Genomic DNA, 15,221 nt, shown 5'->3' with positions numbered 1-15,221 from the left:
GTCTCGGCGGGCGGTCGGGAAGCGTGGCCAGACTCGCGTTCGCCCCCGCTCCGCATCAACCGGTTTTCCGGCGGGTGGGACGATGGAGCCATGCGCATCACCGGTATCCAGCGGACAACGGCCGCGGCCCTGACGGCCGCCGCCCTCCTCACCGGCTGCGGCGCGGCGGGCGGCGGTGCCCAGCGCGCGGACGGGGAGCGACCGGCCCGCGACGCCTCGCCCCCCGCCGACCCGACCCGGCTTCCCGGGGTCGGCGACCGGCTTCAGGCGCGGATCCCGGAGAGCTCCCGGCAGGCCGTCGTCGTGTACGGCGAGGGCCGGGACTCCGCCGACGCCGAAGCCGTGCTCTACACCCGGACGGGGGACACCTGGGACCGCGCCCGCGCCTGGCCCGCCCACAACGGCAAGCGGGGCTGGACGACGGACCACCGCGCGGGCGACAAGCGCAGCCCGTCCGGGGTGTTCACGCTCTCCGACGCCGGCGGCGTGCTGGCCGACCCCGGCGCGCGACTGCCGTACACCCGCTCCGCGGCCTTCGCCGCCCCCCGCTCCTGGCCGGAGACGCACTGGCACGACTTCGACTACGTCATCGCCATCGACTACAACCGGGTGAAGGGCACCCCGCCGAACGACCCGAACCGCCCCGAGGGCGAGGACAAGGGCGGCTACATCTGGCTGCATCTGGACCACGGCAGCGGCACCTCCGGCTGCGTCAGCATCCCGAAGACCGGGATGGAGTACCTGCTGCGCACGCTCGACCCCGAGGCGGATCCGGTGGTGGTGATGGGGGAGAAGAACATGCTGAAGGGCTGACGGACCACGGCCCCGGCCGCCGGCCGGGGAGGCGGCCGCGGCGGGCGGGTTACGCTCCGAAGGCCGCCGGCGGGCCCGTCCCGGGCCCGTCGCCCGACCATCCGCGGAGGCCCCGCCGGCCGGAACACCAGCATCGCGAAGGAATCCATGCGCCACCACGACCTGAGCACCGGACCCGACGGCCGGTGGACCCCGCCGGTGCCCGACGCGGAAGGCCCGGTCGAACTCCGGCGCGTGCTGCGGCTGTTCCGCCCGTACCGGGGCCGGCTGGCGCTCGTCGGGCTGCTCGTCGGCGCCTCCTCGCTGGTCTCCGTGGCCACGCCGTTCATGCTGCGCGAAATCCTCGACACCGCGATTCCCGAGGGCCGGACGGGTCTGCTGAGCCTGCTGGCGCTCGGCATGCTGGCCGCGGCCGTGGCCGGGGGCGTCTTCGGCGTGCTGCAGACGCTGATCTCGACGACCGTGGGCCAGCGGGTGATGCACGACCTGCGCACCGCCGTCTACGACCGGCTGCAGCGGATGCCGCTCGCCTTCTTCACCCGCACCCGCACCGGAGAGGTCCAGTCCCGGATCGCCAACGACATCGGCGGGATGCAGGCCACCGTCACCTCCACCGCGACCTCGCTGGTCTCCAACCTCACCAGCGTCGTCGCCACCGTCGTGGCCATGCTGGCCCTGGACTGGCGGCTGACCGTGGTGTCCCTGCTCCTGCTGCCGCTGTTCGTCTGGATCAGCCGCCGGGTGGGACGGGAGCGGAAGAAGATCACGGCGCAGCGGCAGAAGCAGATGGCGGCCATGTCCGCCATGGTCACCGAATCCCTCTCCGTCAGCGGCATCCTGCTCGGCCGGACCATGGGGCGGGCGGACTCCCTGGCGGAGCAGTTCGCGGGCGAGTCCGAACGGCTGGCGCGGCTGGAGATCCGCTCCAGCATGGCGGGCCGCTGGCGCATGGCCGTCATCGGCGTGGTCATGGCCGCCATGCCCGCGGTCATCTACTGGGCCGCCGGGATGGCGCTGCGGGCCGGGGGACCGCAGATCTCCATCGGCACGCTCGTGGCCTTCGTCTCCCTCCAGCAGGGCCTGTTCCGGCCCACGGTCAGCCTGCTGTCCACCGGGGTTCAGCTGCAGGCGTCGCTCGCCCTCTTCCAGCGCATCTTCGAGTACCTCGACCTCCGGGTGGACATCACCGAACCGGAGCGCCCGGTGCGCCTGGAGCGGGTGCGGGGCGACGTGCGTTTCGACGGCGTCGACTTCCACTACGACCGGGCCGGCGGCGGCCCGCCGACCCTCTTCGGTCTCGACCTGGCCGTCCCGGCCGGGGGCAGCCTCGCCGTGGTCGGCCCCACCGGCGCGGGCAAGAGCACGCTCGGCTATCTGGTCCCGCGGCTGTACGACGTCACGGGCGGCCGGGTCCTGCTGGACGGGACCGACGTGCGCGACCTCTCCTTCGACACCCTCGCGCGGGCCGTGGGCGTCGTCTCCCAGGAGACGTACCTCTTCCACGCCTCGGTCGCCGACAACCTCCGCTTCGCCAAGCCGGAGGCCACCGAGGAGGAGATCCGGGAGGCCGCCCGGGCCGCCCAGATCCACGACCACATCGAGAGTCTCCCGGACGGCTACGACACCCTCGTCGGCGAACGGGGCTACCGGTTCTCCGGCGGTGAGAAGCAGCGGCTGGCCATCGCCCGGACGATTCTGCGCGACCCGCCGGTCCTCATCCTCGACGAGGCCACCAGCGCGCTCGACATCCACACCGAACAGGCCGTGCAGCGCGCGATCGACGAGCTCTCCGCGCGGCGCACGACGATCACCATCGCGCACCGGCTCTCCACCATCCGCGAGGCGGACCAGATCGTGGTCCTCGACGGCGGGCGGATCGCGGAACGCGGCACCCACGCGGAACTCATGGCCCTGGGCGGACGCTACGCGGCCCTCGTCCGAAGGGACGCCGAGACGGCCCCCGACTCCGGGGAGGCACACGGAACCGGCACCGAAAACAGTGCGGAGGACGGTGCCGCTGCCGGCGCCCGAGCCGACCGCCCGGCCGGCGCCCCGGCTCCCGTGACCCGGAGCGGCCCGGACACCGCGGCCGCGCCGGTGGCCGCCGGCCCCTGAGCGCGGCGGACAGCCTGCGGCCTGTCCGGCGCCGGCGACGGCCACCTCCACGCTCCGTGCCCCGGCGCGCCATGGCTCGAACCATGGCCCGGGCAACGCCATGGGGCCCCGGAGTCCGCCCCTCCGGGCCCGGTCCGCCAGGATGGTGGCATGTCCGATGCCTTCACGACCCGCACGATCGACATCGCCACCGGCTCCGCGGAGACGGTCCACGACCTGACGGGGGCCTGCGTGGAATTCCTGCGCACCTCGGCCTCCGGGCGCGACGGTCTGCTCAACATCTTCGTGCCGCACGCCACCGCCGGGATCGCGATCCTGGAAACCGGCGCGGGCAGCGACGACGACCTGCTCGCCACGCTGCACGACCTGCTGCCGGCGGACGACCGCTGGCGGCACCGGCACGGCAGCCCGGGGCACGGCCGGGACCACGTCCTCCCCGCTCTCGTACCGCCGCACGCCACGCTGCCGGTGGTCGGCGGGCGGCTGGAGCTGGGCACCTGGCAGTCGGTCTGCCTGGTCGACACCAACAGGGACAACCCGGAGCGTCAGGTCCGGTTGAGTTTCCTGGGCTGACCGGCACCGCCCCGGGCCCGGCCGTTCTCCCGCCTCACGCCGCGGCGCCCTGCCGCGGCCGGGCGGGAGACGCCGGGCGGTCCGCCGGCGCCGCCCCGGGGTCAGTCGGGCGGGGGGACGAGATCTCCGCGCAGCCGCCGGGCACGGAGCACCAGCTCCAGTTCGAAGCGGCGGTCCGGGTCGTCCAGATCCTCGCCCCACAGCTCACGGAGCTGCTTCAGCCGGTAGCGCACGGTCTGCGGATGGACTCCGAGCCGGGCGGCCACCTCCGGGGCGCCTCCTCGCGTTTCCAGCCAGGCCAGCAGGGTCTCGGCGAGACGCTGGGCGTGCGCCGGGCCGACGGACCGGTCCAGCTTCGCCAGCCGCCGCCGCGCCAGGTCGTCGATCAGCTCCCCGGCAGGGAGCAGTACCAGGGCTTCGACGTGCTCGCCGCAGTGCAGGAGCCGCCCTCGCGGCAGCAGGCCCTGCTCGATCATCCCGACGGCGGTCTCCGCCCAGCGCAGCGACGTGACGGCCTCCGCCACGGGAACCGACGGGCCGATCGCGCCGGACCAACCGGCCACCGCCCGGTGCAGCAACTCCGCGCGTCCGGGGGCGTCCGGATCCGGCACGACCAGGCGCGGCTGCTCACCCTCCATGTCGAGCAGCACCTCCTCGCCCACGGCTGGGGCGACAGCCTCCAGGGCGGGGCGCAGCAGCACGGCCACCGCCACCTTTTCCGGCAGGTGCCAGCCCGCGTCGGCCGCGCGGGCGGCGAGGAAGGCGGACGGATCCGTGCGGTGCTCGGTGAGCAGCAGATCGACGAGAAGCCGTTGCAGGCGCAGCCGCTCCCCGGCGTGGCGGGCGACGGCCTCGGCGTAGCCGCGTACCGACTGGGCCACCATGACGTCAAGGTACTCGAACGCGGACTCGGCGAGTTCGTACATGGCCGAGGGCGGTATGTCGACCTGCTGGCCGATCTCCGCCATACGCCGCCAGGAGAGGCGCACGCCCAGCCGGTAGATGCCCTGCAAGGAGTCCAGACTGCGCCCGTGCGCGACCTCGCCGCGCCCGAAGCCCTGGAACATTTCCAGCAGGGCGCGCGGCCGGTCCGAGCCCGAGGCCATCTGCTCCACGAAGAGCTCCAGTGCGTGCCGGATCGCCACCAGGGCTTTCGGCTCTCCGGACTCGTCGGGGACGAAGACCAGACCCGGGTACTCCCGTTGGATCGCGGCCAGAATGTCCTGGGCCAGCTCGGGGATCTCCTCCAGGGCGCGCTCGGCGAACCGCTGGATCCGCTCTCGCGGCACGTCGTGCCACGCTGACGACGCTTCCACGGTCCGCTCCTGGATGTCCGGTCCACATGCCGCTCGGTCGGCCGGCCTGCAGCTTTCCAACCTAGTCCGCACCGGGGCCCGTGCTGGACGTCCCGTCGGCGGGCGGGTCGGGGAACGTGACGAGCGGCACATTCTGCTGCTCGGGTGTGGCGTCGAGGGCGGCGACGATTCCGAAGGCGGCGCCTGTGGCCAGAAGGGCGGCGACGACGCAGGTCAGGAAGGCGGAGAGCAGTCTGGACATGAGGATGATCGGCCTCTCAGTCGATGAGGTCTGTCACCCAGCGCGCCGGCCCGGTCCGGCGCGGTCAGTATGCGCAGCGCATTGACAGGCGGTCAAGCTCCGCATAATTTCGCCGTTCACAGGCACTGTTACTCCGGGGTAGGTAACTCTCGCCGTCGGGTGGGCCGACATCCGTGCGTGTGCGATTCCTTTTCGCACAGCCCATGAGCCCTCCCGCATATCGCGCCCGTATCGGAGTATCCGCATGCGCCGTTCAACCTCACTTCCGTCCCTGATTCTGCTGGGCACCGGAGTTTTCCTGCTGGTGCTCTCCCCCCTGCTCGCCTGGTACGTGGAGCCGCGTGCCAAGCGCACGCCGACCGATGTGAACACCACGACGGTCTTCCAGGGCAAGGGCAGCTACTTCGACACCGGGTCCGTCACCACGGTCGACGACCAGACGATAACGATCACCCGCCGGGTGCTGGGAGACGTAGCCGCCGGCGAGCGCAGCGGCAACGCGGTCTGGGACGTGTCGACGCAGATCGACACGCCGAAGACGCTGCCGCTGGACGACCCGCGGAAATCCCTGCAGTGGACCACCGAACGCTGGGTGACCGACCGCCGGACGAACCTGCCCGTGCACTGCTGCGAGGAGAAGCCCACGTTCGAGGGCGAGGCGTACCTGAAGTTCCCGTTCGACGTCGAGAAGCGCACCTACATCTGGTGGGACAGCACCCTGGGTGCCACCGTGCCGCTGAAGTTCGAGGAGAGCACCGAGATCGACGGGCACGAGGGCTACCGCTTCACCGGCACCGTCGAGGCCGTCAAGACCGGCACCCGGCAGGTGCCCGGCGTGCTGGTGGACCGGCCGAAGTCGGGTCAGGTGCTGGCCGAGGAGTGGTACTCCAACGCGGGGATCGAGCTGATCGTGGAACCGCGCACGGGCCGGATCATGAACGCGGCGATCGCGCCGACGAAGACGCTGCGGGCCCCGGATTCGGAGAAGGACGTGGTCACCCTGCTCGCCAGCAAGCGGCTGGAGTTCACCGAGGCGACCCGGCGCGAGCAGGTGAAGCTCGCCTCCGAGGACAGCGGCCGGCTGAAGCTGCTCGGCGAGACCGCGCCGCTCGGGGGCGGGATCGCGGGCGGTCTGCTCACCGCCGTCGGCGCTGTGCTGGTGATCCGCGGCCGCCGGCGGCCGGAACACTCGGAAAGTGATGAAAACGGGTTGTCGAACAGCTCGAATTTGTCACCGGCGAACGTAGCCGGAACGAGTGGCTTGAACCAACACTGACGTTACCCCCGAGTAATCCAGTGTCTGCCGTCTGAGTCCCACCCCAGGAGACGCCACCGCCCGGTGCGGGCGGATCAACCGCACCACCGGGTCCGGCACCGCAGTGCCCGCAGTGCCGCAGTACCCGCACCAGCCGCAGTATCCGCACACCGAGCCAGCCCAGCGCTTCACCCCCGGAAGCCCGGCCATCCCTCACCCGTCTGCCCCCGCAGCCGCCGAGTTGGAGCACCCCTATGCCCCAGCGCACGTCCGCTCTGGACCCAGGTCGGAAAAACACCGTTTCCGTCCCCGCCCAAGCCCCCACCGGCAGCCGAGTCACCGACTCGCACGCCGCCGGCCCGCACATCGCGTCCGCCACGGCGCCACTGCCGCGCCGGATCACCTTCCTCGCCCGCCGTGACCTGGGCAACCGGTCCGCCGGCGGCTCGGAACTGCTCATCGACCGGATCGCCGGCGGTCTGACCGCCGGCGGCCACGAGGTCACGCTCGTGTGCGGCGGCCCGGCCGCCGAACGCGACTACCGGGTGGTCTCCGCGGGTGGCGACGCGGGCCACTTCCTGCGCGCCAGGACGACCTTCGCCCGCGAGGTCGGCGACTGCGACCTGCTGGTCGAGGTGTGCAACGGCATGCCGTACCTGGCGCCGCTGTGGCACCGCGGACCGACGTTGTGCCTGGTCAATCATGTGCACACCGATCTGTGGCAGATGCGCTATCCGGGGCCGGCGGCCCGGCTCGGCCGCAGGCTGGAGCACTGGGCGCTGGCCGGCACCCACCGCGGCAACCTGATGGTGGCCGTCTCCGAGTCGACCGCCTCCGAGCTGCGCGGCATCGGCGTGGCCGCGGACCGCATCCGGATCGTCAACAACGGCGTCGAGGACCCCGGTCCGCTGCTGCCCGAGGCGAAGGAACCGCTGTTCCTGGCCGTGGGCCGGCTGGTGGAGTACAAGCGCATCGACCTGCTCCTCCGGCTGTGGGAGCGGGTCCGCCCCGTCACCGGCGGCCGGCTCGTCATCGTGGGCGACGGCCCCGAACGGGAGCGGCTGGAGGCCATGGCCGGCCCCGGCGTGACGTTCGCCGGGCGGGTGTCGGAGACCGAGAAGCACCGGCTGATGTGCGAGGCGTGGCTGCTGCTGCACCCCTCCCTCGTCGAGGGGTGGGGGCTGGTCGTGACCGAGGCGGCCGCGCGGGGCACCCCCGCGATCGGTTTCGACATACCCGGCCTGTGCGACTCCGTCGAGGACGGGGAGACCGGGGTGCTGGCCCGGGGCGAGAGTTCGTTCGCCGCCGCGTGGTGCGCCCTGTCCCTCAGCGCCGACCGGCGCGCGGCCATGGGACGTGCCGCCGCGCATCGCGCCAAGCGCTTCCGCTGGAGCGCGACGGTCCGTCAGTTCCAGGCGGTCGCCGCCGAGGCGGTGGCGGCCGCCGCCCCGGGACGGGGCAGATGAGTGGCCATGTCCGAGATCACCGAACGTCCCTTCAAGGATCCGTCGCTGAAGCGATCGGCGGCCCTCTTCCGGGCGTTCCTGCGCGAACAGAGCGATCCCGAACGGTGCTACACCCTGCTGGCCCGTGACTCGGTCGCACAGGTGGCGCGTCACATCGACCTGCCCGGCAAGATCGTCGTCGACATCGGCGGCAGCAGCGGCCACTTCACCGAGGAGTTCCGCCGCCGCGGCGCCCAGAGCTACCTCTTCGAGCCCGACCTGCGGGAGCTGAGCGCCCGGGGCCGGGTCACCGAGGACGCGGTGCTCGCCGACGGCTATCTGCTGCCGCTCGCCGACGGTGCGGCCGACGTGTGCTTCTCGTCCAATGTGCTGGAGCACGTGTCGGACCCGCAGACGTTCATCAGCGAGATGGCGCGGGTCACCCGTCCCGGCGGACTGATCTACCTGTCGTTCACCAACTGGCTCTCCCCCTGGGGAGGTCACGAGAGCGCGCCGTGGCACTACCTCGGGGCCGACCGGGCCCGGGCCCGCTACGAACGGCGCACCGGCCGGAAGGCCAAACACACCGTCGGCGAGAACCTGTTCCCCGTCCACATCGGTCCCACCCTGCGGCACATCCGCGGCCGCGACGACGTGCAGATCATGACGGCGCGGTCCCGCTACTGGCCGTTCCTCGCGAGCACGATCACCCGGGTTCCGGGACTCCGCGAGATTGCCACCTGGAATCTGCTGCTGATTCTCCGGCGAAGCCCATGAGCAAGCGAAGCGAGGAATGGTCATGACCACTACGGTCCAGGCGCCCACCCGGGCGCCGCAGCCCGGCCCGACGCCGTCCGGGGCGTCGGAGGCCCCGCGCGGACGACGCCTGCTGTTCGGCTTCTGGGCCGTTGTGCTGGTGTGCTTCCTCGCGGTGTCCCCGGGGAAGATGACGTTCGAGACCAAACTCGGCGTCGCCCTCGATCCCCAGCGCTTCATCGGCGACCTCGGTTCGCTGTGGAACGGCAATGTGGGCCTCGGCGGAATAGCCAACCAGTACATCGGCTACGCCTTCCCGGCGCTCCCCTACTACGCCTTCATGGACCTCCTGCAGGTGCCGGTGTGGCTGGCCGAGCGGCTCTGGCTGTCGGTCATCGTGACCGCCGCCTTCTGGGGCGCCCTCAGGCTCGCCGAACGGCTGCGCGTGGGCACCCCCGCGACCCGGCTCCTCGGGGCGGTGGTGTACGCGCTGTGGCCCACCTTCACGATCGTCATCGGATCGACCTCCGCCGCCGCGCTGCCCGGTGCCCTGCTGCCCTGGGTGCTGCTGCCGCTGACCTCCGCGACGCTGAGCCCCCGGATCGCCGCGGCACGTTCGGCCCTGCTGATCCCCTTCATGGGCGGGGTGAACGCCGCCTCGACGCTGGCCGCGCTGCTGCCCGTGGGCCTGTACCTGCTCAGCCGCCCGGCCGGCCGGCGCCGGCGCGCGCTGCTGGGCTGGTGGATACCGGGCGTCGTGCTGGCCACCGTGTGGTGGGTGGTGCCGCTGCTCCTGTTCGCCGTCCACGGCGAGAACTTCATGCCGTACGTCGAGCAGGCGGACACCACCACCGCCACCATGTCCGCGACCGAACTGCTGCGCGGCGCCGGCAACTGGGTGGCCTATCTGCACTTCGGTGAGGCATGGCTGCCGGCCGGCTGGACCGTCGCGGCCTCCGTCGTCACCATCCTCGGTTCGGCGTTCGCCGCGGCGCTGGGGCTGGCGGGCCTGGCCCGCCGGGACCTGCCGGAGCGCCGCTGGCTGCTGCTGACCGTCCTGGCCGTCGCCCTGATCACGCTCGCCGGCTACGGCGGCGCCTTCGGCGGTCCGTTCCACGGTGTCGTCCAGGACTGGTTGAACGGGGCGCTGAAGCCGTTCCGCAACATCTACAAGTTCCAGCCGGGACTGGCCCTCGCGCTCGCCCTCGGACTGGCCCACCTGACGGCCGTACTGTCCGCGAGCGGAAGCCCCCGCACACGTCCCGGCCGCCGCTGGGCGCCCGCGGTCGCGGCGGTGCTGGTCCTGCCCGGTCTGGCCCTGCCGTACGTCAATGGCTCGATCTTGCAGCCCGGGGCGTTCACCAAGCTGCCCACCCACTGGGAGAAGGCCGCCGGCTGGCTCGAGGAGAACGCCTCGAGGAGCCGGGCGCTGGTCGTACCGGCGACGGCGCACGGCATCTACACCTGGGGATCCCCCATCGACCAGCCGTTCGACGTACTGGCCGAAACCCCGTGGGCGCAGCGGGACTTCGTCCCCTTCGGTACGCCCGGCGCGCGTCGCATGACGGACGCCGTCGAGCAGGCGCTGCTGTCCGGCACCGAGGTTCCGGGCCTTCAGGCGTACCTGGCACGGGCCGGCATGCACGAGGTGGTCGTCCGCAACGACCTCGACCCCGACCAGATCGGTTACGTCCCGCCGCAGACGGTGAAGCGGACCCTGGAGTCGTCCGGCTACCGCAAGGTCGCCGCGTTCGGCCCGCTGGTGACCGGCGGGCGCATCGCCGCCGACACCCCGCTCCAGGTGCAGGGGCTCTATCCGCGGCTCCGGGCCGTGGAGATCTATCAGCCGCAGGACCGCGACCAGCGGCCCGGCAGGGTCGGTGTGTCGGCCGTGGCCGACACGGCCGTGGTCAGCGGCGGACCCGAGGCGCTGCTCCAGCTGTCCGCCGATCCCTCGATGACCGACCGGCCGGCCGTTCTGGCCGGGGACGGTCTTCCCCAGGACGTCACCGCACCGGTGAAGGCGGTAGCGGACGGGCTGCGCCGGGCCGACACCCGGTTCGGCCTGGTCAACAACAACACCTCGTACACGTACACCGCGGACGAGCGCAATCACTCCGGCAGCCTGCAGAACCCGGGCGAGAAGCCCAAGCAGATCCTGCCGTCGGAGGGCACCGGGCACCAGACGACCGCGGAGCTGCGCGGCGCCGAGTCCGTGACGGCGTCCAGCAGTGGCAACTGGCTGTTCCACCTGCCGCAGTACGACCCGGTGAACGCCTTCGACGGCAACCCGGACACCGCGTGGGCCGAGGGCAGCCCGGGTGAGCCGGCCGGACAGTGGCTCAAGGTGGACTTCTCCCGGCCGACCGACATCCCCGCCTCCATCCAGCTGACGCCCCTGCCGGGCGACGGCATGCGCGCGGCGCCCACGCGGGTGCGGATCGAGACCGACCGCGGTGCGGCCGAGAGCCCGCTGCAGACGAACGGCGCACCGCAGACCGTCAAGGCGCCCGCCGGCGAGGCCTCGTGGATGAAGATCAGCATCGTCGCCGCGCAACAGGCGCGGCCGGGCCTGTCCGGGGCCGGCTTCTCCGAGGTGTCGATCCCGGATGTGCAGGTGACGCGCATGCTGGTGCTGCCCGCCGACGCGGAACGCACGGACGCGGCGGCGAGCGTGTACTCCCTGCACCGCGGCACGGACGCGGGCGGCTTGTCGCCGGCGTCGGCCGAGGTGGGACTGCACCGGCAGTTCAGCACCAAGGAAACGGGCGAGTACGCGGTGTCTGCGCGAGCCGTCGCCGTACCCGGGGGCCCGTTGGACGAACTGCTCGACCGCTCGGCTCCGGGACCGAAGAAGCGGGTGACGGCCTCCGTGGACTCCACCAGCCGCAACGGCATGTCACTCGGTGCCCGCAACCTGGTCGACGGTGATCTGACGACCGCCTGGATCGCGGGTGACCGGCCGGTCGTCCACCTGAGCTGGCCCGGGAAGGAGAAGATCGACGAGATCATCCTCGCACCGGCGGGCGGGGTGTCCACCCGGCCGGAGCAGGTGATGATCAGCTCCCCGGACGGCGCCGCGACGGCCGACGTGGACGAGAACGGGCGGGTCCGCTTCCCGGAGATCGAGACGGACCGGCTCGACATCGCCATCAACCGGGTCGCCCCGCTCACCGTCCACAATCCGGTGGCGGACGCGCAGTTGCAGCTGCCGGTCGGGCTGAGCGAGGTGCACGTTCCCGCACTGGCCGATCTGCGGGTGCCGCGTCCGAAGCCGTCCGCGCGCTTCTCGCTGGCGTGCGGTGAGGGCCCGGACCTCGCGGTGGGCGGTGTCCTGCACAAGACGAAGGCCTCCGGAGCCGTCCGGGACCTCACCGAGCGGCGTCCCGTCACCGTCGAACTCTGCGCGGGGGAGGAGAAGGACGGCACCCTGGAGCTTCCGCCCGGCGAACACGCGGTGGAGGCGGGTGACGCCGGTCCGCTGGCGATCACCGACGTCACGCTGACCCGGGGCACTCCGCAGAAGATGACGGGAGCGGCGGGCCGCGAGGCCACCGTCACCGACTGGACTGACGACAGCCGGACCGTCTCCGTGTCGGCCGGTTCCGGCGAGGCCGCGTACCTGCAGACCTACGAGAACGCCAACGACGGCTGGAAGGCCACCCTGGACGGCACGGAGCTGGAGTCGGTGCGTCTCGACGGCTGGCAGCAGGCCTGGGTGGTCCCGGCCGGGGCGTCCGGCACGGTGAACCTGGAGTACGAGCCCACGGGCACGTACCGGGCGGCCCTGGCCGGCGGTGCGATCGCGCTCCTCGCGCTCGTCGCCCTGGCCTTCGTGGGCCGCAGGCGCAACGCCGGCGGGACCGACGAGCGGCTGCCCGAGCCGGCGGCTCCCGGGATGGTGCTCGGGACGCTGGCGCTGACCGCGGTCGTCGCGGTGGCGGCGGGTCCGCTGGCCCTGGTGGTGCCCGTGCTCGCCGTGGCGGCGCGGTTCCGGCCGGCCGTTCTGGTGCCGACCGCGGCGGCGGCGATGGCCGGAGCCGGCCTGGTCGCGGCCCTCGGCGCCGGAGAGCCGATCGCCTCCGGGCAGGGCGCGTTCAGCGGCCTCGCGCAGGTGCTGGCGCTGGTGGCGCTGTCCGCCGCCCTGGTGACGGCGGGCAGCCCGGCGTCCGCGGCTGCCGGAAGTGAAAGGGAGGACGACGGCCGCGACGCGCCGGAAGCCGGACCGGTGGTCACGGCCCGGCTGGGAGGCCCCGGTGGCGGGGACCGGCCGGAGCCGCCCCGTTGGCAGCCGGGAGGCGGTGGCCCCGCGTGATCTCGCCATGGACCACCGCCGGGAGGGGGGCCACGACCCCTCCCGGCGGGGTCCGGATCCCCTTTCCGACCGCCGATGAGGTCTCGCGGCACTGCCTCAGCGACGACGAACCGGAGACCGTGCACATCGAGATCCACCTGCCCGGGCGGCTGGACCCGGAACGGCTGCGGACCGCGTTCCGGCAGGCGCTGCTGACGCACCCGAGGGTGCTGATGCGGGAAGTGCCCGGGCGCCGGCACCGGCGGACCTTCGCGTGGGAGCTGACCGGCGAACCGGACCGCGACCAAGTGAGCTTCGCGGGACGGGGACCCGACGCGTTGGCGCAGGCCCGGGCCCGGGCCCTGAAGGAATGCCCGCCGCTCACCCTGTCGCCGCCCATGCGCCTGGAAGTCGTCGAGATGGACGGGGAATCGGCCGCCGGTGAGCCGTCGGCGGGCGGCGGGTCCGCGCGGACCCGGACCGTGTTGCTGCTGACGTTGCATCACACGGCTCTCGACGGCCCCTCGGGGCTGAGGGTGCTCGCCACGATCGCCGAACAGTACGGCGGCGTGGCCGCTCCTCCGGTCCCCGGTCGGCTCCGGCCGGGCCGCTCCGGTCCGGCACCGGGCGCGGCCGGCGGTACGGGCCGCTCGGCATGCGCGCGGCCCGTACGGGTAGCGCCGGACTCCCGCCCGGAGCCGGTGCGCGCCGGCGCCGTCGGCAACGGCATGCTGCAAGCGGAATTGCCCGTTCCGCGGCGTGCGGCGCCGGCCGGAGGTCTCCCTCCCTGGACCGTCAACGACCACCTGCTGGTCGCCGCGTCCCTGATGGTGGGCCGCTGGAACGTCGCGCGGGGGCGGCCTGCCGGTCCGGTGCGGATCAGCATGCCCGTCGACGACCGCCCGCGCGGCAGGGAGATGCCGATGGGGAATGGAACCCGGCTCGTCGAAGTGGCCATGACCCCCGAGGACCCGCGCGACACGGACCTGCTGCTCGGGGAGCGGCCGGACCCCGCCGCCGTGGTCCGGTTGCTGCGTGCCACCGCCGGGCGCACCCGCGCGCTCACGTCCTCCCACGGTGCGCCACTGGGGCCCGGGGCGAGCCTGTTGACCGCACGGGTGCTGCCGGTCGGGATCCGGGGCGTGCTCACCCGCGGCGCGCGGCGCGCGGCGGCGCCCTGGACGTCGACGGTGCTGGTCACCAACATCGGCCGCGTGCCGTACGCCCTGGACTTCGGCGACGCGGGCCGGGCGACAGCCGTGTGGTTCTCCGCACCGGCGCGCATGCCGCGCGGCCTGAGTGTTGCGGCGGCTTCCACCGGCGGGCGGCTGCACGTGACGCTGCGCTGGTCGCGGGCGCTGCTCGACGACGCGGCGGGCGCGCACCTGGCCGACTTGTTCGTGCGGTCTCTCTCGGTGGTGTCAGAGGCCGCCCAGTCCCGTTCGGACGCTGAGGAGTCCGGGCCGGAAGCCGACGCTCCGGAACCGGGTGCCACCGCTTCGAGTGCCACCGCTCCGGACGCCGGGGCGCGCGGCGAGCCGTACGGCCGCGGCGCACCGCGTCCGGATCCGACACCGGGCGGAGCCTGCTCCGCCCGGGAGAACCACAAGAGGCCGTCATGACTCCCTCACCCACCGGCTCCGCCGCCACGACCTCGCCCGGAACGCCGGTGTCCTCACCGCCGACGCCCGCCCCGGGGCTGCGGGACTTCTACGAGAACCCCGCCGTTCCCGTCGCCTCCGGGGAAGCCCGGACACTGCGCCAGGCCCGGATGCTGGCCGGTGCGCTCGGGCCCGCGGGGCCCGGCCGCCCGGCCGCGACCGTGCTCGACGTGGGCTGCGGGGACGGCTCGGCGGGCGCGATCGCCGCCCGCGTACTGGACGGGCACCGCATCGTGGGGGTCGACTGGTCGCAGGACGCGCTGCGCCGGGCGGCGCCGCGCTTGAGCCACGTCGTCCGCGGCGAGCTGACCGGCAGCGGGCTGCCCTTCGCCTCCGGAAGCGCCGACGCCGTGCTGTTCAGCGAGGTCGTCGAGCATCTCGTCGACCCCGACAGCGCCCTCGACGAACTGCGCCGGGTGCTGCGCCCCGGGGGCCATCTGATGCTCTCCACCCCGAACCTCGCCGCCTGGTACAACCGCGGGCTGCTGCTCGCCGGAGTCCAGCCGGTGTTCTCGGAGGTGAGCCTGCGCCGCATCCACGGCAGGCCGGGCAGCGAGGTGGTGGGCCATCTGCGGCTGTACACGGCGCGCGCGCTGCGCGAGTTCGTGGCGGCGTCGGGGTTCGAGGTGGTGAAGGTCGCCGGTGCACCGTTCCACGGCGTGCCGCGCCTGCTCCGCCCGCTGGACCGCCTGGCCTGCGGGCTGCCGTCCCTCGCCTCCATCCTCCTCGTGCATGCGAGAAAGGTGTAGCCC

The 15,221-nt window shown here is 73.1% G+C and carries 11 protein-coding genes; 9 read left to right on the top strand and 2 right to left on the bottom strand.

Going from position 1 to position 15,221, the window contains the following annotated elements; all coding sequences use genetic code 11:
* Positions 1 to 90: 90 nt before the first annotated feature.
* The 3 genes from IF83_RS0112620 (at position 91) to IF83_RS0112610 (ending at position 3,501) form a co-directional block, all read left to right on the top strand.
* Complete coding sequence (locus IF83_RS0112620) at positions 91 to 813, top strand: L,D-transpeptidase family protein (protein ID WP_030544222.1); 723 nt, start codon at positions 91 to 93, stop codon at positions 811 to 813.
* A gap of 147 nt (positions 814 to 960) precedes the next feature.
* Positions 961 to 2,928 (top strand): ABC transporter ATP-binding protein, encoded by a 1,968-nt coding sequence (locus IF83_RS0112615; protein ID WP_078843417.1) that lies wholly within the window; start codon positions 961 to 963, stop codon positions 2,926 to 2,928.
* Positions 2,929 to 3,078: 150 nt separating this feature from the next.
* Positions 3,079 to 3,501 (top strand): secondary thiamine-phosphate synthase enzyme YjbQ, encoded by a 423-nt coding sequence (locus IF83_RS0112610; RefSeq protein WP_030544220.1) that lies wholly within the window; start codon positions 3,079 to 3,081, stop codon positions 3,499 to 3,501.
* Positions 3,502 to 3,602: 101 nt separating this feature from the next.
* Here the strand turns inward: IF83_RS0112610 and IF83_RS0112605 are convergent, their stop codons facing one another.
* Positions 3,603 to 4,817: a helix-turn-helix domain-containing protein gene (locus IF83_RS0112605; RefSeq protein WP_030544219.1), complete on the bottom strand. Its 1,215-nt coding sequence runs from the start codon at positions 4,815 to 4,817 to the stop codon at positions 3,603 to 3,605.
* Positions 4,818 to 4,878: 61 nt separating this feature from the next.
* Positions 4,879 to 5,058, bottom strand: coding sequence for a hypothetical protein (locus IF83_RS0112600; protein ID WP_030544218.1), 180 nt, complete (start codon positions 5,056 to 5,058; stop codon positions 4,879 to 4,881).
* 244 nt (positions 5,059 to 5,302) lie between these two features.
* Here IF83_RS0112600 and pgfA point away from each other — a divergent pair, with 244 nt between their 5' ends.
* From pgfA to IF83_RS0112570, 6 genes are all read left to right on the top strand, one after another.
* Complete coding sequence (gene pgfA / locus IF83_RS0112595) at positions 5,303 to 6,334, top strand: cell envelope lipid trafficking protein PgfA (RefSeq protein ID WP_051722704.1); 1,032 nt, start codon at positions 5,303 to 5,305, stop codon at positions 6,332 to 6,334.
* 233 nt (positions 6,335 to 6,567) lie between these two features.
* On the top strand, positions 6,568 to 7,779 hold the full coding sequence (locus IF83_RS0112590; protein WP_030544216.1) for a glycosyltransferase family 4 protein: 1,212 nt from the start codon (positions 6,568 to 6,570) through the stop codon (positions 7,777 to 7,779).
* A 6-nt stretch (positions 7,780 to 7,785) separates the two neighbouring features.
* A complete protein-coding gene (locus tag IF83_RS0112585) occupies positions 7,786 to 8,535 on the top strand; it encodes a class I SAM-dependent methyltransferase (RefSeq protein WP_030544215.1) in 750 nt (249 codons plus the stop codon).
* 22 nt (positions 8,536 to 8,557) lie between these two features.
* Positions 8,558 to 12,829 carry an alpha-(1->3)-arabinofuranosyltransferase domain-containing protein gene (locus IF83_RS0112580; protein WP_030544214.1) on the top strand — a complete coding sequence of 1,424 codons (4,272 nt, stop codon included), beginning with the start codon at positions 8,558 to 8,560 and terminating at the stop codon, positions 12,827 to 12,829.
* A complete protein-coding gene (locus tag IF83_RS0112575; protein WP_244177029.1) occupies positions 12,826 to 14,430 on the top strand; it encodes a condensation protein in 1,605 nt (534 codons plus the stop codon). Before IF83_RS0112580 ends, IF83_RS0112575 begins: the two co-directional genes overlap by 4 nt.
* Positions 14,427 to 15,218 carry a class I SAM-dependent methyltransferase gene (locus IF83_RS0112570; RefSeq protein ID WP_078843414.1) on the top strand — a complete coding sequence of 264 codons (792 nt, stop codon included), beginning with the start codon at positions 14,427 to 14,429 and terminating at the stop codon, positions 15,216 to 15,218. The genes IF83_RS0112575 and IF83_RS0112570 overlap by 4 nt, the downstream gene beginning before the upstream one ends.
* The last annotated feature ends 3 nt before the right edge of the window (positions 15,219 to 15,221 follow it).

This window comes from Streptomyces albus subsp. albus, from assembly GCF_000719865.1.
GTDB classification, from domain to species: domain Bacteria; phylum Actinomycetota; class Actinomycetes; order Streptomycetales; family Streptomycetaceae; genus Streptomyces; species Streptomyces albus_E.
This window is presented reverse-complemented; position numbering and strand designations above follow the sequence as displayed.

Bases quoted from the DNA above. Each gene is read 5' to 3' on its own strand.
- IF83_RS0112580 (WP_030544214.1), top strand. From the start codon at position 8,558: ATGACCACTACGGTCCAGGCGCCCACCCGGGCGCCGCAGCCCGGCCCG.
- IF83_RS0112585 (WP_030544215.1), top strand. From the start codon at position 7,786: ATGTCCGAGATCACCGAACGTCCCTTCAAGGATCCGTCGCTGAAGCGA.
- IF83_RS0112615 (WP_078843417.1), top strand. From the start codon at position 961: ATGCGCCACCACGACCTGAGCACCGGACCCGACGGCCGGTGGACCCCG.
- IF83_RS0112570 (WP_078843414.1), top strand. From the start codon at position 14,427: ATGACTCCCTCACCCACCGGCTCCGCCGCCACGACCTCGCCCGGAACG.
- IF83_RS0112590 (WP_030544216.1), top strand. From the start codon at position 6,568: ATGCCCCAGCGCACGTCCGCTCTGGACCCAGGTCGGAAAAACACCGTT.
- IF83_RS0112610 (WP_030544220.1), top strand. From the start codon at position 3,079: ATGTCCGATGCCTTCACGACCCGCACGATCGACATCGCCACCGGCTCC.
- IF83_RS0112600 (WP_030544218.1), bottom strand. From the start codon at position 5,058: ATGTCCAGACTGCTCTCCGCCTTCCTGACCTGCGTCGTCGCCGCCCTT.
- IF83_RS0112620 (WP_030544222.1), top strand. From the start codon at position 91: ATGCGCATCACCGGTATCCAGCGGACAACGGCCGCGGCCCTGACGGCC.
- pgfA (WP_051722704.1), top strand. From the start codon at position 5,303: ATGCGCCGTTCAACCTCACTTCCGTCCCTGATTCTGCTGGGCACCGGA.